Annotated in this window: 23 protein-coding genes; 11 read left to right on the top strand and 12 right to left on the bottom strand. The window is 57.1% G+C overall.

The window, feature by feature from the left end:
- Positions 1–29: 29 nt before the first annotated feature.
- A complete protein-coding gene (locus BGP77_RS10235) occupies positions 30–749 on the top strand; it encodes an SDR family oxidoreductase (RefSeq protein ID WP_108164640.1) in 720 nt (239 codons plus the stop codon).
- Between the two features lie 61 nt (positions 750–810).
- On the opposite strand, the gene BGP77_RS10230 is transcribed toward BGP77_RS10235, so the two are convergent.
- On the bottom strand, positions 811–1,260 hold the full coding sequence (locus tag BGP77_RS10230; RefSeq protein WP_108164639.1) for a thioesterase family protein: 450 nt from the start codon (positions 1,258–1,260) through the stop codon (positions 811–813).
- Positions 1,261–1,293: 33 nt separating this feature from the next.
- Positions 1,294–2,163 carry a LytTR family DNA-binding domain-containing protein gene (locus BGP77_RS10225; protein WP_158269344.1) on the bottom strand — a complete coding sequence of 290 codons (870 nt, stop codon included), beginning with the start codon at positions 2,161–2,163 and terminating at the stop codon, positions 1,294–1,296.
- A gap of 130 nt (positions 2,164–2,293) precedes the next feature.
- On the opposite strand from BGP77_RS10225, the gene BGP77_RS10220 reads away from it, so the two are divergent.
- Positions 2,294–3,535 carry an acyltransferase family protein gene (locus BGP77_RS10220; RefSeq protein ID WP_108164637.1) on the top strand — a complete coding sequence of 414 codons (1,242 nt, stop codon included), beginning with the start codon at positions 2,294–2,296 and terminating at the stop codon, positions 3,533–3,535.
- Here BGP77_RS10220 and BGP77_RS10215 read toward each other — a convergent pair.
- The gene (locus tag BGP77_RS10215) at positions 3,468–4,484 is read right to left on the bottom strand and encodes a DUF3080 family protein (protein WP_158269343.1); all 1,017 of its coding nucleotides are present in this window, start codon (positions 4,482–4,484) and stop codon (positions 3,468–3,470) included. The two genes, BGP77_RS10220 and BGP77_RS10215, sit on opposite strands and share 68 nt — an antisense overlap.
- A gap of 186 nt (positions 4,485–4,670) precedes the next feature.
- On the opposite strand from BGP77_RS10215, the gene BGP77_RS10210 reads away from it, so the two are divergent.
- From BGP77_RS10210 to BGP77_RS10195, 4 genes are all read left to right on the top strand, one after another.
- Entirely contained in the window at positions 4,671–6,398 is a 1,728-nt protein-coding gene (locus BGP77_RS10210; protein ID WP_108164635.1) for a SulP family inorganic anion transporter, read from the top strand.
- A 133-nt stretch (positions 6,399–6,531) separates the two neighbouring features.
- Entirely contained in the window at positions 6,532–7,413 is an 882-nt protein-coding gene (locus BGP77_RS10205) for an MBL fold metallo-hydrolase (RefSeq protein ID WP_108164634.1), read from the top strand.
- A 112-nt stretch (positions 7,414–7,525) separates the two neighbouring features.
- On the top strand, positions 7,526–7,969 hold the full coding sequence (locus BGP77_RS10200; RefSeq protein ID WP_108164633.1) for a YeeE/YedE family protein: 444 nt from the start codon (positions 7,526–7,528) through the stop codon (positions 7,967–7,969).
- Positions 7,966–8,421: a YeeE/YedE family protein gene (locus BGP77_RS10195; RefSeq protein ID WP_108164632.1), complete on the top strand. Its 456-nt coding sequence runs from the start codon at positions 7,966–7,968 to the stop codon at positions 8,419–8,421. Before BGP77_RS10200 ends, BGP77_RS10195 begins: the two co-directional genes overlap by 4 nt.
- Positions 8,422–8,477: 56 nt before the next feature.
- On the opposite strand, the gene BGP77_RS10190 is transcribed toward BGP77_RS10195, so the two are convergent.
- Positions 8,478–8,705 (bottom strand): DUF1127 domain-containing protein, encoded by a 228-nt coding sequence (locus BGP77_RS10190; protein ID WP_108164631.1) that lies wholly within the window; start codon positions 8,703–8,705, stop codon positions 8,478–8,480.
- 155 nt (positions 8,706–8,860) lie between these two features.
- Here BGP77_RS10190 and BGP77_RS10185 point away from each other — a divergent pair, with 155 nt between their 5' ends.
- Both BGP77_RS10185 and BGP77_RS10180 read left to right on the top strand, forming a co-directional pair.
- Positions 8,861–10,303, top strand: a complete 1,443-nt coding sequence (locus BGP77_RS10185; protein WP_108165942.1) for a PLP-dependent aminotransferase family protein — start codon at positions 8,861–8,863, stop codon at positions 10,301–10,303.
- 88 nt (positions 10,304–10,391) lie between these two features.
- A complete protein-coding gene (locus BGP77_RS10180; protein ID WP_108164630.1) occupies positions 10,392–10,646 on the top strand; it encodes a hypothetical protein in 255 nt (84 codons plus the stop codon).
- A gap of 85 nt (positions 10,647–10,731) precedes the next feature.
- Here BGP77_RS10180 and BGP77_RS10175 read toward each other — a convergent pair whose 3' ends face one another.
- On the bottom strand, positions 10,732–11,352 hold the full coding sequence (locus BGP77_RS10175; RefSeq protein WP_108164629.1) for a LysE family translocator: 621 nt from the start codon (positions 11,350–11,352) through the stop codon (positions 10,732–10,734).
- 160 nt (positions 11,353–11,512) lie between these two features.
- On the opposite strand from BGP77_RS10175, the gene BGP77_RS10170 reads away from it, so the two are divergent.
- The gene (locus tag BGP77_RS10170) at positions 11,513–12,541 is read left to right on the top strand and encodes an AI-2E family transporter (RefSeq protein WP_158269342.1); all 1,029 of its coding nucleotides are present in this window, start codon (positions 11,513–11,515) and stop codon (positions 12,539–12,541) included.
- A gap of 9 nt (positions 12,542–12,550) precedes the next feature.
- Here the strand turns inward: BGP77_RS10170 and BGP77_RS10165 are convergent, their stop codons facing one another.
- From BGP77_RS10165 to BGP77_RS10145, 5 genes are all read right to left on the bottom strand, one after another.
- Entirely contained in the window at positions 12,551–12,730 is a 180-nt protein-coding gene (locus BGP77_RS10165) for a DUF2798 domain-containing protein (RefSeq protein WP_233252339.1), read from the bottom strand.
- Between the two features lie 65 nt (positions 12,731–12,795).
- Positions 12,796–14,013, bottom strand: coding sequence for an FAD/NAD(P)-binding oxidoreductase (locus tag BGP77_RS10160; protein WP_108164627.1), 1,218 nt, complete (start codon positions 14,011–14,013; stop codon positions 12,796–12,798).
- A 149-nt stretch (positions 14,014–14,162) separates the two neighbouring features.
- Positions 14,163–15,125, bottom strand: coding sequence for a sensor domain-containing diguanylate cyclase (locus BGP77_RS10155; RefSeq protein WP_108164626.1), 963 nt, complete (start codon positions 15,123–15,125; stop codon positions 14,163–14,165).
- Positions 15,126–15,206: 81 nt separating this feature from the next.
- A complete protein-coding gene (yeiP, locus tag BGP77_RS10150; RefSeq protein WP_108164625.1) occupies positions 15,207–15,773 on the bottom strand; it encodes an elongation factor P-like protein YeiP in 567 nt (188 codons plus the stop codon).
- A 64-nt stretch (positions 15,774–15,837) separates the two neighbouring features.
- Positions 15,838–16,863, bottom strand: coding sequence for a GlxA family transcriptional regulator (locus BGP77_RS10145; protein ID WP_108164624.1), 1,026 nt, complete (start codon positions 16,861–16,863; stop codon positions 15,838–15,840).
- A gap of 110 nt (positions 16,864–16,973) precedes the next feature.
- On the opposite strand from BGP77_RS10145, the gene BGP77_RS10140 reads away from it, so the two are divergent.
- A complete protein-coding gene (locus BGP77_RS10140) occupies positions 16,974–17,900 on the top strand; it encodes an alpha/beta fold hydrolase (RefSeq protein ID WP_108164623.1) in 927 nt (308 codons plus the stop codon).
- 19 nt (positions 17,901–17,919) lie between these two features.
- Here BGP77_RS10140 and BGP77_RS10135 read toward each other — a convergent pair whose 3' ends face one another.
- Positions 17,920–20,130 (bottom strand): malate synthase G, encoded by a 2,211-nt coding sequence (locus BGP77_RS10135; RefSeq protein WP_108164622.1) that lies wholly within the window; start codon positions 20,128–20,130, stop codon positions 17,920–17,922.
- 198 nt (positions 20,131–20,328) lie between these two features.
- Entirely contained in the window at positions 20,329–21,279 is a 951-nt protein-coding gene (locus BGP77_RS10130; RefSeq protein ID WP_108164621.1) for a LysR family transcriptional regulator, read from the bottom strand.
- A gap of 217 nt (positions 21,280–21,496) precedes the next feature.
- On the opposite strand from BGP77_RS10130, the gene aceA reads away from it, so the two are divergent.
- Positions 21,497–22,840, top strand: a complete 1,344-nt coding sequence (gene aceA / locus BGP77_RS10125) for an isocitrate lyase (RefSeq protein ID WP_108164620.1) — start codon at positions 21,497–21,499, stop codon at positions 22,838–22,840.
- Positions 22,841–23,121 lie beyond the last annotated feature (281 nt).

Here is a 23,121-nt window from a genome sequence, read left to right as displayed (position 1 = left end):
CACCGGCGCCACGCAACAGAGAGAGCATTATGAGTAACAAGGTATTTCTGGTCACCGGTGGCAACAAAGGCATCGGTAACGCCATTGTTCGTCAACTGGCCAGCGCCGGTCACACCCTCTACCTCGGCGCCCGTAACGTCGAAGCGGGTCAGCAGGCGGCGGCTGAATTGCAGTCAGTCGGCGATGTGCGTTTTGTCCATCTCGACCTCAACGACACCCAATCGCAGCTGACGGCGGTCGAGCACATTAAAGCCGATACCGGTTATCTGGACGGCCTTATCAACAACGCCGGCATCATCACCGACTACAGCACCGCTGCCACCGTAACCGTGGAAAACCTGAGCACCACCTTTACCACCAACCTGTTCAGCACCATCGCGGTTACACAGCAGATGCTGCCCTTGCTGCGCGCAGGCGAGCACAAGGCCATCGTCAATCTGTCGACCGGCCTGGGCTCCATCACCCAGCATGGTGACCCATCCTGGCCCTTCCACAGCACCGTACCGATGGCCTACAACGCCTCTAAGGCGGCGTTGAATATGTTCACCGTACTGCTGGCCAAGGAGCTGCGTGCGGAAGGGTTCCGAGTGAATTCGGTCAGCCCGGGCTGGATTGCCACGGACCTGGGTGGGCAGGACGCCCCGGGTACGGCCGAAGAAGGCGCTCAGATTGCCGTCGAAACCGCGCTTAAAGGCGCCGACGGACCGACCGGCCTGTTTCTGACCAGCGGTGGCGTGATTCCCTGGTAGGAATGCAGTGATCGGCAAGACAACTCAAGGGTTGAGCCGGCCATCGGCTCAACCCGGCATCTTATTCCTCATCCGACAAAGGCCGGCCTTCCAACTCTACCAGCGACTGCCGCATCACCTCATCAACCGCCGCCTTCTGGCCGTTCTTACCATTGAACAGCACAATGCGCGCCTTGCCATCGGTGGTGATGGTCTGCTGGCGTTCGCTGAACACGGCGTATTCATGCACAAAACCAAACTCCTGAATCGACAGGGTGCGCGCACCGACCAGGATGTTATCGGGATAGGTCAGCGGCCGACGGTAACGGCATTCGGTCTGCCCGACCACCGGACCGACACCGGTTTGCTTCATCTGCTCGAACACCGGCGTGCGCTCAAAATAAGCGATGCGGGCGTTTTCGAAATAGCGGAAATAAACCACGTTATTGACGTGGTTAAAGGCATCCATATCGCCCCACTGCACCGGCAGCTCGATGATCACGGGGTAGGTTTTTTTGAAGTCGTCGAGCATGGTTGGCGTTCCTGCAGAGATTCGAGTGACAGATTAGCTAAGGTTGTCAGCAATCGATAGCGTCTGCCTTAAAACCTCTCGGTAACGACGTGACACTTTCAATGTGGTGCCATCGATTAAACGAATGTCACCGTCTCCACTGGGTTGAAAGCTCAAATGATCGACCGAGTTTTGGTTAACCAGATAGCGACGATGCACACGGCAGAAAGTCCGTTCATCCAACTGAGATTCCAACTTACTCAACGTCGTACGCAGCGGATAAACACGGCCATGGCTGTGCAGGTTGACGTAATTCCCGTTGGCTTCCAGCCACTGCACTTGATCCAGTTTCACCAGAAATTCTTTATCGAGTTTTTTAACCAGAACCTGCTGTAAGGTGTCACTTTGAGTGACATCACTGTCGCGATCCGCTTCACTGCGATCGAGCCAATGCGCCTCACCCTGCAGGCGACTGACGATAAAACCGCCCAGATGGTATCCCGTCAATACGCCGAGATAACTCCAGCCATCTTTCTGATATTCATAAAACAACTCACGCAGCCAGGGACCAAATTGGTAGTCCTGACCGGCCAGTGCATAACCCCATTTGCGCAGTACGACCATCACCCCGACATGGCACAGACAGAACAGCACCGACGCTAAAAAATGACCAGCCAGCTGTATCGGCAGACCCACCCAGCGCAACGGATACCGACGAAAACCAGCAAACAACAGCGGACACAACAGCAGAAAACTCAGAGCGCTGGAGTATTCCCACAGTGGCGCCTCCCACCATTGCAAAGGAGACGTTCCCGGCCGTTGGCGTTCCAGCCAAATAATACTGGTGTTCAGGGTCGCGCTGATTAAAAAGTAGGCCGCCAACGCACCGTACAGATATCGCCGAGGGTGCTGTTGAAAGGCCAAGAACAGCCGCCTGCTTCGTTTGATTCCACCGTTCGTCACTGAAAGCCTACCGTTCATCACATCTCGCTATTCACGGGCTCTGCCAAGGCAGACACTCGCGCTGGGTTTCAAATCACAGTGACCAAGCCTCATGCAAAACCACCGACACACCGACCTCGACTGGATTCGAATTTTCGCCTTTGGCGTGCTGATTCTCTACCACCTGGGCATGTATTACGTGGCCGATTGGGGATTCCATCTAAAAAGCGATCGCCCGGTCGATGCGCTGCAAAACCTGATGATTCTGACCAATCCTTGGCGGATGTCACTGATCTTTTTGATCAGCGCCATGGTGCTGGCGCTTGCCCAGCAACGGCTCAGTGTCGGTCAATTAATCGCCCTGCGCAGCAACCGGCTGCTGGTGCCATTGGTGTTCGGCATGGTTGTCGTCGTCGCGCCTCAGGCTTATTTGCAGGCGGTCGATCGCGGTTATACCGATCTCGGCTTCTTCGCCTTCTGGCGGCTCTATATCAACCCGACCACCCACGAAATTCCGCCGATGCAGACCGGCCTCGGCCTGCTCACCTGGAATCACTTATGGTTTATTCCCTATGTGTGGTGTTACAGCCTGATCGTACTGCTGCTGTCGCCCCTGCTTCGGCGCTTGGCCAGCCGTTCATTCATGCAACGGCTGCCATTGAGCCTGGCGCTCGTTGCGATGCTGATGTTCACCAGTTGGATCGTCATCGAACTTCAACAACGCTACCCGGCCACCCATGCCTTGTTTGATGACTGGTACAACCACGCGCTCTATTTCACAGTATTTGTGTTCGGTTATTGCCTGGCGCAAAACGAAGGCTGGTGGCAACGCATTATTCAGATTCGATTGGTATTTCTGCTGACCGCCATCGTCTGCTACAGCCTGATCATCCTCGACCGCGAAGGCCAACTGAACCGGCTGGCGCCCTACTTTCCCAACGCGGACTTAGTTGACTGGATTTATGCGGTCGTCGAAATGCTCAATCACTGGAGCTGGATACTGGCGGTCATCGGCTATGGCGGACGCTATTTGGCAAAACCCGATCTGCCGATTGATCGCACCGGCAGAATCAGACGCTATGCGAACGAAGCCATTTTGCCTTGCTATGTGTTGCATCAGACACTCATGTTGATCAGCGCCGCCTGGTTGCAATCTGTTGAATTGCCGTTAGCGCTGGAAGCGCTGGTGATACTGAGTCTGACTGTGCTGGGCTGTGTCGTCGGCTTTGAATGTCTGCGTCGGTTTCAACTGAGCCGCTGGCTGTTCGGGCTGCGCCTCAAACAGGCTACCGCCGAACCTCGCCACCACAGGCTTCAATCAAGGATTGCCACGCCTGAACCTGAGCTCGAATAACAGTGCGAAAGTCGTCATGCAGGATGTCCAATGCCTGCTGATAATCCGTTAAGCCGACACTCAACTCACCCAGAGCGTCGGTTAGGGCCTGCAGCGTGTTAAACCCCGCCAAAAACCGCCGATCCACCTCGCCCAGCCACGGCTGAACCTCACCGACAAACACATTCGCCATCACATTGCGCGCGTAGCCGAATTCCTTCATCGCCGGGCCCATGGGGCACAGGCGTTTGTCTGCGGCGGCTTCGTTCAGCATGGCTTCTGCCTGCTGCAACGTCTGAATCGCCAACCGCATCGATTGCAGACTGTGGCCACCCATGGGGTATTGGGTGGTTTGTTGCAGCACATTAAGCCAATCGTCCTGAGTGCTTTGCATGGGGTTAGCGACGAGGTCAGCGAGCGCTTGCTGGCTAGTGGCGTAGCCGGCTGCGTCAATGTCGTCATTCGGTTTGATGGCCGTGCTGCCGTCGGTCCAGTAGCCGCTGTAATCCGGGTTGGCGAGGGTAGCGTTCCACAGGTGCTGGTGAAAGGTGGCGCGTTTTTGCGCCAGGGCATTGTCCAGTTCCGTGCGCAGTTCGTCGCCCAGTTCGATGTCGGAATTCAGGCAAGCGGGCAGCAGTTCGAGCAGGCGGCGCTCGTAGTCGAGGCGGATCACCGGGTCAGCCAGTTTGCCAAGAATGGAGTTGCGTTCGCCGATGAGCACAAAAACTTCACAACCGCGTAACGCCCAGGCATCGAGCAGATCCAGCCGGATATCCTGTGGGCTTTGAAGCAATTCACGTGGACGCGGATAGACGGGCAGCGCCATGGCTTGCTGCGCTGGCGGTTCGGCATCCAGCACCCGGCCGACGCGGGTGACGTAGTCGTCGAGTAGCGCTTCGGCGCTGCGCTCACAACCGCTCAGCAGCAACGCCACCAGCACGGATGTTGCAATACGAAACAGGCGTTGCAACAAAGTTAAACCTCTATTTTGTTCATTTAGTAAAAACCGCTTTAATTTCAATATCTTACAGATTGGCACGTTCGTTGTAATAGAGCCTGCAATTGTTTAACACTCGTTCGGTTCGCCGCTGCCTTTCTGGCCTATGCTCACTAAGGCGGTGCGTTGCGACGACCGAGTCCGGCAACAGGAGCTGCCATGACTGCCCAATCTCTAACCGCTCGTTTGCGGCCCTACATTCCAGCGCTGGAGTGGATTCCCAATTACCAGCGCAGTTGGTTACGCGGTGATGTGATCGCTGGGATCACTACCGCGACCTTATTGGTGCCCCAGGCGATGTCGTATGCATTGCTCGGCGGCCTGCCGCCTTACATCGGTTTGTACGCCTCGGTGCTGCCGATGATCATCTACGCCTTTTTCGGCACCTCGCGTCAGTTAGCCGTCGGTCCCGTTGCCTTGGTTGCGTTGCTGGTGGCCAGTGGCATTGGTCTGATGGCACCGGTCGGTTCTGAGCGCTATATCGAGCTGACGATACTCCTGTCGCTGCTGGTCGGTGGCGTGTTTCTGGTGATGGGTATTTTCCGGCTCGGCTTTCTGACCAACTTTTTATCCCATCCGGTGATCTCCGGTTTCACCAGCGCCGCCGCATTAATTATAGCGGTGAGCCAGATATCAAATCTGCTGGGCTTGTCGTTACCGCGCAGTGAGAACATCGCCGAAACGCTGTGGCACGCGGCCGATCAATGGCAACAGATTCACCTGCCAACGCTGGTGATTGGCGCCGCCAGTCTGTTTTTGCTGATCGCCTTAAAGCGCCTGAACAAGGCATTACCCGCCGCGATGATGACCGTGGCGGTAACCACCATTGCGGTCTGGGCACTGCGTCTCGATCAAGCCGGTGTGGCAGTGGTCGGTTCGGTTCCGGCGGGTTTGCCGGCGTTATCGGCCCCGGCCTTTACCTTGGCCGATGCTATGGAACTGCTGCCCATGGCCATCGCCATCGCACTGATCGGTTTTATGGAAAGCATTGCCGTGGCGCGCAAATACGCCAGCGAGCGGCACTATGAGATCAATCCCAACCAGGAACTGATCGGTCTGGGGCTGGCCAACCTGGTTGGCGCCTTTTCCCGTGCCATGCCCGTCGCCGGTGGTTTTGGTCGTACCGCCGTCAATGCCAACGCCGGTGCCAATACTGGCTTGGCGCCAGTGATCACCGCCAGCCTGATCGCCATTGCGCTGGCCTTTTTAACGCCGCTGTTTTACTTCCTGCCCAAGGCGGCGTTGGCGGCCGTAATCATGGTGGCCGTTGCCGGCTTGATTGATCTGCACGAGGTGAAACATCTGTGGAAGGTCAAACGCAGTGACCTGGGTTTGTTGCTGTTCACCTTTGCCGCGACATTGGCGCTGGGCGCCAAAGACGGCCTGTTTCTGGCAGTGGGTGCGTCCATGTTGTGGTTCGTTATTAAAACCACTCGGCCGCATTACGCCGTGCTGGGCAAACTGCCGGGCACCGAGGCCTACCGCAACATCGAGCGTCATCCACAAGCGCAGATTGAACCGGGTATTCTGGCGATCCGTTTCGACGCTCAGTTCTACTACGGCAACGTCAGCTTCCTCAAAGACACCATTCGTCGCGTTGAACAACGCCTCAATGCCCCCTTGCGTGCGGTGGTACTTGATGCCTGTTCCATCAACCAGCTGGACAGCTCAGCCGACACCGCCCTGCACGATTTACTGCGCGATTACCGCGAGCGCGACATCGAGTTGTTTATCGCTCATGTCAAAGGCCCGGTTAAGGATGTCATGGACCGTTCAGGCTTCAGCGAAACCCTGGGGGACGATCACTTTTTCCTGGAAACCGAGCCAGCCATGGCCGCCGCCCGCGCTTGGGTGCAGCGCAATGAAACAGATGTTGCAACAAGCTGAAGCATCGCAGACAAACACAGCCCACAGAGGCCGTGAAATGGCCCTTGGAGCCTTGGCACAACATTTGATTAGTAAACGCTAATATTGACTGACACCAATGATGCCAAGCTTTCGCCCAAATGGAGGCAACCTTATGAGCATTCAGATTGAAACCTTTTACGACGAGGCCACCAACACCCTCACCTATGTGGTGTTCGACCCGGCCTCCAAAGACGCCGTCGTGATCGACCCGGTGTTGGACTACAACCCCATTGGCAGCATTGTCTCCGATGACAGCTACCAAAAAGTGGTCGACTTCGCTCAGCAACACGGCCTGAAACTGCACTACGTGCTGGAAACGCACGCCCATGCCGACCACCTCAGCGCAAGTCAGCTGTTTCGGGATGAATTCCCGGATTTGCAGGTCGCCATCAGTGAGCGCATTCGTCAGGTACAGTCGGTATTCAAAACCGTCTACAACCTGTCCGACAGCTTTGTTACCGACGGTGAACAGTTCGATCGTCTGGTTGAGGACTTTGAAACTCTGAGCGCCGGTACGCTGACGATTAAAGCCTTGCCAACGCCCGGACATACGCCCGCCTGTTTATCTTATTTGATCGACGACGCGGTATTCACCGGTGATGCGCTCTTTATGCCCGACTACGGTACGGGCCGTTGTGACTTCCCCGCTGGCGATGCCCGCACGCTCTACCAAGGCATTCAGGCCAACCTGTACAGCCTGCCGGATGACACGCGCGTGTTCACCGGCCACGACTACCAGCCGGGCGGTCGCGCCGTGCAGTGGGAATCAACCATTGGTGAAGAGAAAGCGCAGAACATTCAGCTTAAAGGCAGCACCAGCGAAGACGAATTCGTGCAGTTCCGTGAACAGCGCGACGCCAAGCTGGCCGCGCCTAAGCTGATTTATCAGAGCATTCTGGTGAACATCGAAGCCGGTCACCTGCCTGCTCAGGAAAGCAACGGCAAGCGCTATCTGAAGATTCCGCTGAACATCCGTGCTGAACGCGCTCAGTAAATAAAAGGGCGGAGCATCGCTCCGCGAACATCGCCCAAACTTGAAGATGCGGCCATTGGCCGCATTATTTTGGGCAAATTAATTAGATTCTACTAAATTAGGTTTATCTAACATGGAAATCGTCAATTTCACACCGGTCCCCGCCTTGATCGGTGGCGCGCTGATCGGGTTGTCGGCAGCCTTCTTGCTCTGGTCGCAAGGTCGCATCGCAGGTATTTCCGGCATTGTCGGCGGGTTGACCAAGCCGGTCCGCGGCGATCTGGCCTGGCGCGCAGTATTTTTGATCGGACTGGTGCTCGGCGGCGTATTGTACCGGGTGCTCGGTTTCGGTGTCGGCGTTGATCACATTCAGCCCGTGGTCAGCCCCACGCTTTTAGTCTTAGCCGGTTTGTTGGTCGGCGTCGGCGCCACCATCGGCGCCGGATGCACCAGCGGCCATGGTATCTGCGGTCTGGCACGACGCAGCCCACGCTCGCTGGTTGCCACCCTGAGCTTTATGGGCAGTGGTCTGGTGACTGTCTTTGTTGTACGTCAGTTGATGGGAGTTGGGGCATGATTCAGACATTGCGCTTAGTGGCCGCTCTGTTCGCCGGCATGATGTTCGGACTGGGTTTGTCGGTCGCGCAGATGATCGACCCGGCCAAAGTCATTGGCTTTCTTAATATCTTCGGTGCCTGGGATCCGTCTTTGGCGTTTGTCATGGGCGGTGGACTGGCGGTGAACCTGATCCTGACCCCCCTGATTTTCAAACAGGCACGTCCTTGGCTCGCGGATTATTTCCGCCTGCCCGCCAAGACGGAAATTGATCGTCGCATTGTGCTAGGTGGCATTATTTTTGGCGCGGGCTGGGGTTTGGCCGGTTATTGCCCAGGCCCGATGATCACGTCGCTGAGTTTTGCCAATAGCAGCATCATCACCATCATACTCGCCTACTTAGTAGGTACCTGGATCACCCAGCAGGCGCTGGCCTGGATCGATCAACGACCGAGCCGTCTGGCTCGCGCCTGATTCTCCTGCTTTGCTCTCTTACCCGGCATTCGCCGGGTTTTTTATGGCCGCTGGACTCAGTGCCAGAATGGACGGCGCACTTCTCGCTGCACCTGATGCGGCAACAAGCCAACATCACGATAAAGATGCGCGGGCAATTGCTTCAATTGACGCCGTGTCTGCGTGCGTTGCTTCCAGCGGTTCAGCACCGTCACGAACCGACCCCAACGCGCCTTACCGGTAATACGGCGGGCAGTGACCGAGTGAGTTGTCAGGCTAGTAAAAGGTGTGGTTTGGGTGCTCATTTCATCCTCCTGTACTTCTTCACTGTACTGGGATTATGCTACGCCCATGATCTGAACCGGCACAGATTCAGATCATTGTTATATTCAGGAGTACAGATTAAGAAGAGCCCCAACTGTTACGCCCTTTTTTACCCTCAACTGTTATGGTGACCCGATTGGAAACCAGCCTGTATAACCAATTGGCCGAGAAACTGGCCGACCACATTCGCAGCGGCGCCATCGCAACCGGTGAACGGCTACCGTCCATCCGACAACTGGCAAAGCGTGAAGGCGTCAGTATTTCTACGGTGATGTCGGCTTACAGCATTCTCGAAGAGCAAGGCTGGGTAGAAGTACGGCCTAAGTCAGGTTATTACGCCATCAAGCAGGCTCGGCCATCGCTGGCCATTCCGTCCATCGCGCACACCGAAGCGCGGCCGATTGTGGCCACCACCTCTCAGCTCGTCATGGATGTGCAGCGCAATGGCTTTCGCTCTAACGCGATCAATTTCAGCCGCGCCACACCCGCCAACGATTTCCCCATCGCCAAACACCTGCAGCAGAGTTACACCCGACAAGCGCGAACTCGCCAGCATCTGGGCGTGGGGTATACCGTTCCGGAAGGCTCTGAAGAGTTGCGTCAGCAGATCGCACGCCACGCCATCGACGCCGGTGTGGCTGTCTCGCCCGACTCCATTGTCACCTCCATTGGCAGCCTGAACGCCATGGGGCTGTGCCTGCAGGCGTTAACGCAGCCTGGCGATGTGGTCGCGGTGGAATCCCCTTGCTACTACGGCATTCTGCAATTGATTGAATCGTACGGGCTGAGGGCGGTGGAAATCCCGGTCCACCCGGAGACCGGCATGAGTCTGGAAGCCTTGAAACTGGCGCTGGAGCAATGGCCCATCGCCGCCATCATTACCGTATCGAACTTTTCCAATCCGCTCGGTTGCAGCATTCCCGAAGACCGTAAACGCGCTCTGGTTGACATACTGGAGCACTACGAAGTGCCATTGATTGAAGACGACATTTACGGCGACCTCTATTTTGGCGAACGACGCCCCAAAGCCATCAAGGCATTCGACACCCAGGGCTGGGTACTGCTGTGCTCATCGGTCTCCAAAACCATCGATCCGCAGATGCGCGTCGGCTGGGTGATGGCGGGCCGATACTATGAAGACATCCTCTATCGCAAGTTCGTCAACCTGGTCGCCACGCCTCTACTGCCACAACTGGCGTGTGCCGACATTCTCAGCCAGGGTATTTACGAGCGACACCTGCGTCAGGCCCGAGAGGCTTATCGCCAGCGCTATGAACGACTGGCGGATCTGGCCAGCGAGCACTTCCCCTCAGCCACCAAAATTTCACGCCCCCAGGGGGGCATTGGTGCCTGGTTTGAATTGCCCGCGTCGGTCAACGCCACCGAGCTTTATCATCACGCCAAAGACCAAGACGTGCTGATCGCTCCGGGCGAAATGTTCTCGCTCAACAAGCAATTCCGACACTGCTTTCGTCTGAGTTATGCCTACCGCTGGACTCCGGAACGGGAAGACGCCATTCGCCGATTGGGGGAGTGGGTGACGCAGCGCGTAAGCCCAACGAACACTTTCGATCAGTAAGGTGACGCAGCGCTCGTCAATAGATTGACTTGGCATCCAGTCAGGTGCGTCAATGCACCCGTTTTTCGATTGATAAAAGGATGCATCAATGAACCTCAACCCCAAGTCTTATCTGATCACGTTTTTACTCACCGTGTTTTTAGGACCGCTCGGCCTGCTTTACTCAAGCATCGCCGGCGGGCTGATCTTGCTGATCATTGCGTTGAGCACTTTTTTTACTGTCTTCATGCCGATTCTTTGTTGGTTGCTCTCAATCCCTCTGGGCCTGTACGCCACCTACCGTCACAACAAAGGTCTGGGTACGCTGCTGGAACCGCCGAGCCAACATTCCGCGTCCGAATAACCGAGGCAAACACCCACAAAAAACCCGGCCAAAGCCGGGTTATTTTGTGGGTGTCGCACAGGGAAACAAAAGCACGGCCATCGCATTATTTACTGACCGCCAAATACGCACCAGCGGCCATCATGATGCCACCAGCCGAGCGATTCAGCCGGCGTACCGCCTTCGGTGTCTTCAGCACTCGCGCCGCTCGGGCAGCGCTGACGGCAATTAACATTAAGCCTAACGACAACGCCAGCGCCGTCAGGACACAGACCAACAACAGATCGGAGGTCGACAACGCGCTGAGGTTGACGAAGGTCGGCAGGAAGGCGATGTAAAACAAGATCACCTTGGGGTTGGAGGCCGAAATCAGGAAACCCTGCATAAAACCAGACCAGCCTCCACCGCCTTCGGTGTCGGCTGCCAGCGGTTCACGGTCACTGACCGCCGCGCGGAACATGCGAATACCGAGGTACATCAAATAAGCCGCACCGAGGTAACGAATCACGGTGAATAGGCCCGCCCAGTTTTCAGCAATGGCGGCCAGGCCGTACGTCGCCAGCACCAGATACACCAGATCACTGACCACCATACCCAATGCCAACAGCACGCAGGCATTAGCGCCACGAGTCAGAGCCCGCGCCAGAATCGCAAAAACGCCAGGGCCAGGCGTGATGCTGAACAGGAACAAAGCCAGGAAGAAGGTGAACGCGCTGTGCAGTGTCATGATCGAGATACCCACTCAAAAGAGGCGCCATTCTAACGCGGCTTAAGCCCACCTGCCGAGCACCAATGATGACTTTCAGTCGACTGCGCCAAGCGCTCGCACTGTGGTTTAATGTCTACAGATGCCAACAACAGAAACTAACCACAAGGACGCCCCAAGGATGAGCCCCAAGCCTCTGCCGAATTTTACCGATGCCCCCATGGCTCGATCACTGATCACGGTGGCGGCGGTCATTATTATTCTGGCAGGCATGCGAGTGGCTCAGCCGATTTTGGTGCCGTGCCTGCTGGCGTTGTTTCTGGCGGTGTTAACGGCGCCTGCCGTGCGCTGGTTGGTCGGCTGGAAGGTGCCTGTGCCCATCGCCATTGGGCTGGTTGTGGCGCTGGTGTTCGCCGTGCTCTATGTCATCGGCAGCCTGGTGGCGACCTCGGCCGATGATTTTTTCAAACGCCTGCCGGAATACGAAAGCAGCTTCGATCAGGCCATCACCTACCTGCGTGAACGCGTACCCTGGCTGGCCGGTGATCTGCGTTCAAGCTTGCAATCGCTGGCACCGCCGGACAGCTTTATCAGTTTTGCCGGTCGCTTGTTCTCGGGCGTAGGCAGCATTCTGCTGGCCGTGGCCCTGACCACCTTCATCCTGATTTTTATGCTCTACGAGGCGCAAGGCCTGCCCGCTAAAACGCGTCGCGCCTTGGGCAACAGCGTCGATATGACATTTGCGCGCCGCTTCAGCCACTCGGTGCAACGCTACCTGGTCATCAAATGTCTGGTCAGTGCGATCACCGGCCTGGCGGTCTGGGTGTTGATCAAATTGATGGGCGTAGACTACCCCATTCTCTGGGGTACCTTCGCCTTTCTGATGAACTTCATCCCCAATATCGGCTCGCTGATCGCCGCCGTACCCGCCATGTTTCTGGCCGCCATTCAGTTCGGCTGGCCCGGCGTGCTGATCAGCGGTTTGGGGTTCGGCGCCATCAACGCCGTGATTGGCAATTTGCTGGAACCACGACTGATGGGGCGCTCACTCGATCTATCCACACTGGTGGTGTTTATCTCTTTGGTGTTCTGGGGCTGGCTGCTGGGGCCGGTCGGAGCCTTGCTGGCAGTGCCTTTGACGGTTGTCGTCAAAATTGGCTTGGAGCTGTATCCGAAAAGCCGCTGGCTGGCGGTATTGCTCAGCCAGTAGCAAACCGCATCAATCCAACGAGCACAGTCGCGTGGATAACTGCGCCACGCGGCGACCAAACAGTAAGATGATGACAAAGGCGATGGGCCAGGCGACCACAAAGGCGCCAGCCCAGCGCCCCAGAAAACCGGCGCTCATACCGGTGTTGACCGCGGTAATCACCGCCGTCATCAAGGTCACCATCAACATCTACATCAACAACGCCTGCACCCAGTGCTGGTACTTCTTACGGAACATAACGACTCTCTCCGAGTTTAGGTTTGATCCGGCCGCTGGTACTTCAGCCACCACTCACGCCCTTTGAGCATCAAATGCCAATACACCCAGGGAAACAGCGTGGTTTTCATCCACCAATAAAAGCGGCGCGGTCGGGTTGGATTCAGAGGAAAGCTCGGCTGAAGCTGTCCGCCATAACCGAATTCAGCCAACACCACCTTGCCGGCTTCAACCGTTAACGGGCAGGCTCCATAGCCGTTGTAAACCGCAGGGAACGATTGGCCCTTACGCATCGCCAGAATATTGCGCGCCACCACCGGCGCCTGCTTACGCACGGCCGCAGCGGTTTTCGCGTTTGGCGCAGAACAGACGTCACCCAGGCTGAACACATTGGCGTAACGTGGGTGTTGCAAACTGTACTGATCCACATCTAACCAACCGGCCTCATTGGCCAGAGCACTGTCACGGACAACCGCCGGTGCTCGCTGTGGCGGAGTGACATGCAGTAAATCAAAGGATACTTCCCGTTCGCCGCCATCTGCCTGACTGAACCAGGCTTTGCGGTTCGGGCCATCCACTCGCACCAGCGTGCTGCCAAAGACCGGCATGGCACCGTAACTGCGCACATAGCTTTCCAAAACGGGCACAAACTCAGCGACACCAAAGAGGGCGGCACCGGCGTTGTGAAACTGCACTTCAATGCCGCCCAGCCGACCTTGCTGCTGCCAATAATCGCAGCTGAGATACATCGCTTTCTGAGGCGCCCCGGCACATTTAATGGGCATCGGTGGCTGAGTGAAAATCGCTTTACCCGAGCGCAAGGACTGCACCTGTTGCCAGGTGTAATCGGCTATGTCGGTCACGTAGTTGGAGGTCACGCCGTTTTTGCCCAGGGTATCCGCCAAACCTTCGATCGCTTGCAGATTCAGCTCCAGCCCAAGCGCCACCACCAACTGCTCATAGTGCAGTACCGCATCGTTATCGAGCCGGATTTGACGCTGATCGGGCTCAAACGCCGCGACGCGCTGCTGCACCCAGTCGACGCCCTTCGGTAACAGGCTGACGGTGGATCGCTGCAATTGTTTCAAGCGCATCACCCCGCGCCCCACCAACGTCTGACCCGGTTGATAGACGTGCGTCTGATTCGGCTCAACCACGGCAATGCGCAGGCTCGCCTGACGCTGTTTAAGGGATGCCGCCACCGCGATACCCGCGGCACCGCCACCGGCTATAACAATTTGATAGTGATGAGTCATAGTATCGCTCTTCTTTTTATTAGAGTTTTCTAATATTAAACGCCAGGCACGCTGAGAAGCAACGACACTTTGGTTGTAGACCGAATGAATACTGAGAATGGGCGGGTAACGATGGCAAGGCCCGGCGATTGCCGGACCCATAGGTCTTATCAATCCGCGGCGACGAAACAGCCTCGCCCTTGTTTTTTAGCGCGGTACAGCGCTTTATCGGCTTTTTCAAAGAACTGCCACAGCGTCTCACCCTTTGAGGGGCGCGAACTGTAACCGCCGATGGAAATGGCCAGTTCCGTACCGGTATTGGGATCCGACAGTTCGTGCACCGATACCAGAATCCGCTGCGCCACCTGGGCCGCCTGATCCGCATCGGTGGCCGCCAGCAGGATCACAAACTCATCGCCACCGAAGCGCGCAATGACATCGGTGTCGCGCAGGCAATCACCAATCTTACCGACCACCTGCATCAGAATGCCGTCGGCCACCGAATGCCCCAGGGTATCGTTCAGGGTTTTGAAATTATCCAGATCGCAGACCAGAACGGTCAGCGGTGCGCCCTCCAGGCACGCTTCGGCGAGCATGTCTGGCGCCTGTTCATCGAGAAAGCGACGATTGGGAATGCCCAGCTGCGGGTCGCGCATCAAGTTGTCGCGCAGTTCATCCTGCTGCTCTAACAGACGACGCTGGGTGCGTTTGAGTTCTTCAATGTCGGTGTCAGCGCCCAGGTATATCCATGGGTAACCGTCTTCGGTGCGATGCACGACGGTGCCTTTGTTCAACAGCCAGCGGTATTGGTCGCCGTGCTGACGAAATCGGTACTCCGCGCAAAACAGGTCCGTTTCACCGCGAATCACGGAATTCCAGGCTTCCTCAACGCGATTTCGATCATTGGGATGCACGTATTGCAGCCATTCCCACGCATCATTGAAGGGCACTTCGCCATTACAGTGAACCGGCGTGGTTAAGGGGTAATCCTGATAATCGCGATGATTGACGACGAAGACGCCAAGACGATCAAGGGCGGCTTTGACTTTTGGATCCTGATGCAACATTTCTAACAGCTCAGCAACCGCTTGATCCTCCGACGGTTTCTGAGAAGAGTTTTCAGACGAATTCACCCTGACTTTGACCTCCCTGTCAGCGTTTAAATAGGGCGCTTGTAATTTAACGGCTTAAGATAGCGCGATTTTTGATCAGCGTCAGGCCCGCGACATAAACTTGCGCGATTCGGTGTTCACCTTGATGCGCTCACCCACCTCAATGTATTCAGGCACCTGAACACTCAGCCCACGCCCAAGATCGGCTGGTTTGGTGCGGGCCGAGGCAGACGCACCTTTAATGGCAGGCGCGCAATCGAGCACTGTTCGCAGCACCGACTGGGGCAGTTCAATGGCGACCAAGGCGTCGTTAACCACAACGCCCGTCAGGCCTTCCATACCATCTTCCAGCCACGGCAAGGTGTCATCGAGATCGTCACTGGACAGCATGTGCTGAGCGTAATCTTCGGCGTCCATAAAGGTGTGCATATCGCCATCGGCAAACAGATATTGAACGGTCCGCATCTGGGCATCGGCCAGCGTCAGCAGATCGTCACCTTTATAGGTTTCTTCGCGTTTGCGCTTGGTGACCAGGTCGTTAAACGTCATTTTGTAGAGGGTGGATGCACCACGAGCACTGGGGCTGTGCACATCAACTTTGCGAACAATAAACGGCTGACCGTCCAGCTCAACAACATGACCGGGCTTAATTTCAGGGGCTTTAGGCATCGTAAACTCGTGTTACAAGGCGGAAAAAGGGCCGGCAGTTTAGCACAGCAACGTCCAGAAACCGCTAGTCCGCAGCGCTGATGCGCGGGCTGAAACGGCGCCGATAATGTTCCATCGTCATGCCCAGCTCGCGCTTGAACAGACGGCGGAAATTGCTTTCATCCTGATACCCCACTTCACCGGCGATACGCGCTGACGTCAGCCGGCTGTTTTCCAGCAATTGGCAAGCTCGCTTGAGGCGTTCTTTCTGCAGGTATTTTAGCGGCGACAAACCAGTAGCCTGGGCAAAGCGGCGTTTTAATTGCCGGTCGCTGATGGCCAGTTCGGCAGCCAGCCCGTCAATACTGATACTCTGATGCAATCGCTCACGCAGTCGCGCCTGCGCCAGCCGCACCTTGTCATCGTTGTGTGGCGCATCCGCCTGCGTCGCGGCATAGGCAACCGGCGCGGTGGGATGACGATCAACCTGCATCAGTTTGGCCACCTCCAGTGCCAAGGCTTCACTGTGCTCTTTGGCGACCCAATGCAGCACCATCTGAGCGGCACTTTGACTGCCACCGGTGGCACACACAATGCGACCATAATCGGCCAGGGCCGTGCGCGTATCGGTCCGTAATCCGGGAAACAACTGCTGAAAACTGGCTTCGCTGCGCCAATGCATCAGCGCCGGATAGGGTGTCAGCAACCCGGCTTCGGCCAGCAAAAAAGCACCGGTACAAGCGCTGGCCACCACCCCACCTCGTTGATAATGCGATTGCACCAAAGTCACGACCGGCTGCAGTCGGGTCAGTGCCTGCACAATGCGTTCAGGCCGCGACACCGCTTCAATAATCGATGGCACGACCCAGACTTGCTCTGTCGCAGGGATGGGGCTGTTTGACAGCGCTTCGGGCAACGCACAATCCGCAGCAAGGGGAAGACCGTTAAATGGCAGCACCGGCTGGCCATCCACCGACGCCAGCGTCCATTCAAACAAAGGCGAATCGCCGCCGGCTTTGTGGTGACAGTAGTTTGCCATGATCATGGCTTCGACCAGGCTGACCGTCAGCGCACCGGAGCAGCGCTCAGTCAGAACCAACACCACACGCATCGTCGCCTCCCATGGATGTCATATTTAGACCTTAAGTTGTCAAATATGACACTTACACCAAGAACGAACAAGACTCAGACTGAGACGCTCTTGTTACCGGACAGACCCTTATGACCGCCATCAACGCTCAGTCAGACCGCCGCTCACAGCCCTTGCCCAGCCCGGTACCGCGCTTGTATCAATCCATGAGAACCGCCTTAAACGGTTTGGGTTGGCTCGCGCCCGGGCTGACCGGCCGGATTCTGAATCGGCTTTGGTTTACGCCCTATCACGGCAAGCCCAGCCCCAAGGCACAGGCATTCTGGCGCAGCGCCGATCGCCATCACGACTTAACCATGCCCTGGGGCAGACAACGGCTTTATGCCTGGGGAGATGCCTCGGCGCCGCTGCTGATCGCTGTGCACGGTTGGCTGGGCAGTGGCAGTCAGTTTCGGCATTGGGTGCCTGCGTTGGTCGAGTCGGGTTATCACGTTGTGGTGATGGACATGCCTGGTCATGGCTACAACAAAACCCGCCAAACTGACCTGTACGAATTCGCGCGGGTGTTGCGGGCGACGACTGAATTACTGGGCAATCCTCAAGGGGTCATGGCGCATTCCATTGGCAGTCAGGCGGTGATTCAGGCATTGGCACTGGGCATGACCACTGAGCAGATGGTGCTGCTGGCGCCGGGTTTGAACATTCAGGCCGTGGTTGATCATTTCTGCACCATGATGTCGATATCGCCCAGGGTCAGAACCGCCTTTGAAGCACGCTTACACAACTATTCAATCGATCTGGCTGAACGCCATCTGGGTGAACCCATCAGCATCTGGGAACGGCTGGGTCACGATTTCGCGCGCGACTATTTACGCTATCCGGGCTTGATGATTACCGATCAGGACGACCTGGAAATCCCGCAGTCCGATTTCGCCATGATCCACAAAAACTGGCCACAGGCCGAGCGAATCACCACCACGGGCCTTGGCCATTACCGCATTCTGAAAGACGCAACGGTGGGCGAGCGCGTGATCGACTTCTTCCGTCAATCCCGCTGACTCGCCCGGTTACAGCGGCTCAGTTGGCCAGCGCCGTCTCCTTCGGCTGAACCGATTTCGCGGCGGCTTTGGCTTGCTGACGGTAGGCGTGCAACAGCGGTTCGGTGTAGCCATTGGGTTGCGTTTTGCCTTTAAGCACCAGCGCCAGTGCGGCCTGAAACGCAATGCTGGCGTCGAAGTCCGCCGCCATCGGCTGGTAGGCCGCATCGTGGGCATTCTGCCGATCGACCACCGCGGCCATGCGCTGCATCGTTTCAATCACCTGCGCTTCCGTGCACAGCCCATGCTGCAGCCAATTGGCCATGTGCTGGCTGGAAATGCGCAGAGTGGCGCGGTCTTCCATCAGGCCGACATCGTTGATATCGGGCACTTTGGAACAGCCGACACCCTGATCAATCCAACGCACCACGTAGCCAAGAATGCCTTGGGCGTTGTTATCCAGTTCCTGTTGAATCGCCTCGGTACTGAGCGTGCCGGGATCGTCGAGCAGCGGTAACGTCAGCAAATCGTCCAGCTTGGCTGGCGCGCGTTGGCGCAACTGCGACTGTCGCTCGCGCACATCCACCCGGTGGTAATGCAGTGCATGCAAGGTCGCGCCATTGGGTGACGGCACCCAGGCGGTGTTTGCACCCGCTTCCGGATGGGCGATTTTTTGGCTCAGCATGGCGGCCATTTCATCCGGCATCGGCCACATGCCTTTGCCGATTTGAGCGCGACCAGCCAGACCACAAGCCAAGCCCACATCGACATTATTATTCTCGTAAGCGGCGATCCAGGCGGTTTGCTTCATCTGCGCCTTTGGAATCATCGGTCCGGCCAGCATGTCGGTGTGAATTTCATCACCGGTGCGATCCAGGAAGCCGGTGTTGATAAAGACCACCCGATCCATGGCCGCACGAATGCATTCTTTCAGGTTCAGACTGGTGCGACGCTCTTCATCCATGATGCCGATTTTGAGCGTGTTCGGTGCCAGGCCTAAGGCCTGCTCGACGCGCTCGAACAGATCGACCGCGAAGGCCACTTCGGCCGGGCCGTGCATCTTGGGTTTAACGATATAGACGCTGCCAGTGCGCGAATTACCGAGCTCGCCCAAGGCGTTTAAATCGTGCATGGCCGCCAAGGCCGTCATCATCGCATCGAGCACGCCTTCGTAGATTTCGCGACCATGGCGATCAAGAATCGCCGGCGTGGTCATCAGATGACCGACGTTGCGCACGAACATCAGGCTGCGTCCGGGCAAGGTCAGCGGCCGGCCATCCAGACCCTGGTATTGACGATCGTCCGCCAAGCGGCGCGTGACGGTATCACCGCCTTTGGTGAAGGTCTCACTCAAGGTGCCACGCATCAGACCCAACCAGTTGCGGTAGACCTCGACCTTGTCATCGGCGTCGACAGCAGCGACGGAGTCTTCACAATCCATGATGGTGGTCAGCGCCGCTTCGATCAGCAGATCTTTAACGCCCGCGGCGTCGGTGCTGCCGATCTTGTCGGTCGGATCAATCTGAATTTCGATGTGCAGGCCATTATTGACCAGCAAGATGGCGATCGGGCTTTCCGGATCCCCCTGAAACCCCAGACACTGTTCCGGCTTCGCCAGACTGGTTTCACGACCGTCGACCAACTCCACCACCAACTCACCACCGAGCACCCGATACGCACTGACCCGCGCGTGGCTGCACTCAGCCAGCGGCGCCGCCTGATCGAGCAGTTGCCGACCGTAAGCAATCACCCGCGCGCCACGCACCAGGTTGTAATCATCACTGGCTTCTGCGCCATCGCTGTGGGCGATGGCATCGGTGCCGTAGAGCGCATCGTAGAGACTGCCCCAGCGGGCATTCGCCGCATTCAGCGCAAAGCGGGCGTTCTTCACGGGTACCACGAGCTGCGGTCCGGCCTGCTCGGCGATTTCACGATCCACGCCGGTGGTGCGAATCTGAAAGTCGTCGCCGACCGGCTGCAGGTAACCGATCTGTTCGAGAAAGGCGCGGTAGTCGTCACGGTCAAAGACTTCACCGCTGCGTTCGGCGTGCCAGCGATCCAGCTGCGCCTGCAGTTGCTCGCGCTCACGCAGCAAGGCGTCGTTACGCGGCGTCAGTTCATCCAGGATGGATTCCAGTTGCTGCCAGAGATGGGTCGGCTCAATGCCAGTACCCGGCAGAAGTTCCTCGGCAACCAGGCGGTGCAGCGCTGTTGCGATCTGCAAGCCGCCCTCGGTAGTGCGGTCTGTCATGCTCGGTGCCTCTTGTTGTCGGCGCTGGCGGCGCCTTTTTGTGGGCGTTTTTATGTGCGGTTTTGTGTTGTGCACAACCCTGAGCCTAGGGACCGAAAAATAATTCCACTAATTTATTGTTGTTATTTTCACTATTCATATTGTGAATATTAAACAATCGTTTGAATCAAACCCTGTTCAAAACCCAACCAAAGCCACTCAAAACTCCGGTGCGATGACCTCTTCGGCCACTTCATTGATCAAGCGACGCATCCAGCGGTGGGCTGGGTCGTGATGCAACAATGGACTCCACACCAGCTTGAGCTGAATGGGCGGAATCTCAAAAGGCGGCGCTTTCACCACCAGGCGCGGGTTCTCCGCCTGCAGCAAGGCCGCGCGCGACGGTACGGTCAGCACCAGGTCGTTCTGTTCTGACAGCAACATGGCGGCCTGATAGTGGCGCGTAAAGACGGTGATACGGCGCTTTTTGCCAAGCTGGCGCAAGACTTCGTCGACCCAGCCCAGACGCTGCACATCGCCCGGATCGACGCCAACACTGACGCCAAAACCCGTCTTGGACACCCAGACGTGCTGGGCTTCGAGATAATTTTTCAGGCTGAAATTATCGAGGATGGGATTGTCGCGGCTGACCATGCAGCAGAAGTCATCTTTCCAGACCGTGGTCTGATGGAACGACTGAGGAATGGAGTTAAAGCGGTTGATCACCAGATCGACCTTGCCCTGCTCCACGTCGAAAAAGCTGACGTCGCTGGGCGTCATTAAATCGAGAATCACGCTCGGCGCAATTTCCCGCAACCGCCGTAACAGCGGCGGAATCAGCGTCGATTCGGCGTAATCACTGACCATGATTCGGAACACCCGGCCGCTGGCGGCGGCGTCGAAATCGCTGCGTGGTTGCACCGCCCGCTCGATATCCTGCAGCACGGTGCGCAGCGTCGGCTCCAATTGGCGCGCCCGTTCGGTTGGCGTCATGCCCTCGCTGGTGCGGATCAGCAACGGATCATCAAACAGCACCCTCAGGCGACGCAAGCCGTTACTCATGGCGGGCTGGCTGATGCCCAGCTGGTCGGCGGCGCGGGTCACACTGCGCTCGCGCAGCAAAACATCCAGGTAGACCAGCAAATTCATGTCGATGCGATTCAGTTGCATGGCGATGTCCGTCGAAAACGTCGCTGTATCCTAACCAAGCCAAAACACATTCACCACAGGAATAGTGAAAATAACGATTATAAATTAGCCAAATTTTTTATCGGCCCCTAAGGTGAATTTATCGACGCCGGATGATCAAAAAATAATCAAAACGATCCCGGCGCCGACGGAACCCAAAACAACAAGCCGAATGGCAGCACAACCAAGAGGACTTCCGATGACTACTTCAACAACCGGAAACTACGATCGCCAGCAGGAAATTGATGCCATCGCACGCGACTGGGAAACCAACCCACGCTGGCAGACGATTCGTCGCAACTATGGCGCCGAAGACGTGGTGCGGCTGCGCGGCTCACTGAAACGGGACAACACCATTGCCACCCGCGGGGCGGAAAAACTCTGGCAATTGGTTAACGAAGGCGGCCGCCCGGAGTTCCGCCCGGAGAAAGACTTCGTCAATGCCATGGGCGCTTTAACCGGTGGCCAGGCGGTGCAACAGGTCAAAGCGGGCGTGCAGGCGATTTACCTGTCTGGCTGGCAGGTCGCCGCTGACGCCAACAGCAGCGAAACCATGTACCCGGACCAATCGCTCTACGCCGTTGACTCCGTACCGACGGTGGTTCGCCGCATCAACAACGCCTTCGAGCGCGCCGACCAGATTCAGTGGCAAGCGGGCAAGCAGCCGGGCGACGCCGACTTTGTCGATTATTTCGCGCCCATCGTTGCCGACGCCGAAGCCGGGTTCGGTGGCGTACTGAACGCTTACGAGCTGATGAAAAACATGATCCGCGCAGGCGCCTCCGGCGTGCATTTTGAAGATCAGCTGGCAGCCGTTAAAAAATGCGGCCATATGGGCGGCAAGGTGTTGGTACCAACGCAGGAAGCGGTGCAGAAACTGACCGCGGCGCGTCTGGCAGCCGATGTGGAAGGTGTCCCTTCGATCATTCTGGCGCGCACCGACGCCAATGCGGCCGACCTGCTGACCTCGGATTGCGACCCGTACGACGCCCAGTTCCTGACCGGTGAACGCACCGCTGAAGGCTTCTACCGGGTGCGCAACGGTATTGACCAAGCCATCTCACGCGGCCTGGCTTACGCGCCCTACGCCGACATGCTGTGGTGCGAAACCGCCACGCCGAACCTGGACGAAGCGAAAAAATTCGCCGAAGCCGTGCGTAAGGAATTCCCTGATCAACTGCTGGCGTACAACTGTTCGCCGTCGTTCAACTGGAAGAAAAACCTGGACGACGCCACCATCGCCAAGTTCCAGACCGAACTATCGGCCATGGGCTACAAGTTCCAGTTCATCACCTTGGCGGGCATTCACAACATGTGGAATTCCATGTTCAACCTGGCCTACAACTACGCCCGCAAAGACATGTCGGCCTACGTCGAACTGCAGGAGCAGGAATTCCGCGATGCCGACAAGGGTTACACCTTTGTGGCGCATCAGAAGGAAGTCGGCACTGGCTACTTCGACGATATGACCACCGTCATTCAAGGTGGCTCCTCCTCGGTCACGGCCCTGACCGGCTCGACCGAAGAAGAACAGTTCGCCTGATGTCATTGAGCCTGTGACGGGCAGGCTCGTTCCCCTTGGCGCCGCTCGCGGCGCCTTTTTCGTTGACAGTCCAGGCGCCGTCCTTAGTATTAGGCGCATGAATATCTGGATGCACACGCCACGATTTACTGACCTCCGAGCCTTGCAAGTGGGCGCGGCGGTCTGACTTTTCCTGTCTGAAAAGCCATCTCCGAGCTCCGGTTCGGAGGATTCCAAAACACCATCCCTTGGAATACACCCACCCAAAGCAACGCCTTTGGGTACTGGCTTTTTGGAGACAG

It is taken from the genome of Saccharospirillum sp. MSK14-1, assembly GCF_003054965.1.
In the GTDB taxonomy this organism is placed as follows: domain Bacteria; phylum Pseudomonadota; class Gammaproteobacteria; order Pseudomonadales; family Natronospirillaceae; genus Saccharospirillum.
The sequence above is the reverse complement of the archived record's forward strand: the minus strand, read 5'-3'. Positions and strand labels throughout refer to the sequence as shown.

Excerpts from the sequence above, each read along its gene's own strand:
- BGP77_RS10235 (WP_108164640.1), top strand. The coding sequence starts at position 30 with ATGAGTAACAAGGTATTTCTGGTCACCGGTGGCAACAAAGGCATCGGT.
- BGP77_RS10230 (WP_108164639.1), bottom strand. The coding sequence starts at position 1,260 with ATGCTCGACGACTTCAAAAAAACCTACCCCGTGATCATCGAGCTGCCG.
- BGP77_RS10220 (WP_108164637.1), top strand. The coding sequence starts at position 2,294 with ATGCAAAACCACCGACACACCGACCTCGACTGGATTCGAATTTTCGCC.
- BGP77_RS10210 (WP_108164635.1), top strand. The coding sequence starts at position 4,671 with ATGACTGCCCAATCTCTAACCGCTCGTTTGCGGCCCTACATTCCAGCG.
- BGP77_RS10205 (WP_108164634.1), top strand. The coding sequence starts at position 6,532 with ATGAGCATTCAGATTGAAACCTTTTACGACGAGGCCACCAACACCCTC.
- BGP77_RS10200 (WP_108164633.1), top strand. The coding sequence starts at position 7,526 with ATGGAAATCGTCAATTTCACACCGGTCCCCGCCTTGATCGGTGGCGCG.
- BGP77_RS10195 (WP_108164632.1), top strand. The coding sequence starts at position 7,966 with ATGATTCAGACATTGCGCTTAGTGGCCGCTCTGTTCGCCGGCATGATG.
- BGP77_RS10190 (WP_108164631.1), bottom strand. The coding sequence starts at position 8,705 with ATGAGCACCCAAACCACACCTTTTACTAGCCTGACAACTCACTCGGTC.
- BGP77_RS10180 (WP_108164630.1), top strand. The coding sequence starts at position 10,392 with ATGAACCTCAACCCCAAGTCTTATCTGATCACGTTTTTACTCACCGTG.
- BGP77_RS10175 (WP_108164629.1), bottom strand. The coding sequence starts at position 11,352 with ATGACACTGCACAGCGCGTTCACCTTCTTCCTGGCTTTGTTCCTGTTC.
- BGP77_RS10170 (WP_158269342.1), top strand. The coding sequence starts at position 11,513 with ATGAGCCCCAAGCCTCTGCCGAATTTTACCGATGCCCCCATGGCTCGA.
- BGP77_RS10165 (WP_233252339.1), bottom strand. The coding sequence starts at position 12,730 with ATGTTGATGGTGACCTTGATGACGGCGGTGATTACCGCGGTCAACACC.
- BGP77_RS10160 (WP_108164627.1), bottom strand. The coding sequence starts at position 14,013 with ATGACTCATCACTATCAAATTGTTATAGCCGGTGGCGGTGCCGCGGGT.
- yeiP (WP_108164625.1), bottom strand. The coding sequence starts at position 15,773 with ATGCCTAAAGCCCCTGAAATTAAGCCCGGTCATGTTGTTGAGCTGGAC.
- BGP77_RS10145 (WP_108164624.1), bottom strand. The coding sequence starts at position 16,863 with ATGCGTGTGGTGTTGGTTCTGACTGAGCGCTGCTCCGGTGCGCTGACG.
- BGP77_RS10140 (WP_108164623.1), top strand. The coding sequence starts at position 16,974 with ATGACCGCCATCAACGCTCAGTCAGACCGCCGCTCACAGCCCTTGCCC.
- BGP77_RS10135 (WP_108164622.1), bottom strand. The coding sequence starts at position 20,130 with ATGACAGACCGCACTACCGAGGGCGGCTTGCAGATCGCAACAGCGCTG.
- BGP77_RS10130 (WP_108164621.1), bottom strand. The coding sequence starts at position 21,279 with ATGCAACTGAATCGCATCGACATGAATTTGCTGGTCTACCTGGATGTT.
- aceA (WP_108164620.1), top strand. The coding sequence starts at position 21,497 with ATGACTACTTCAACAACCGGAAACTACGATCGCCAGCAGGAAATTGAT.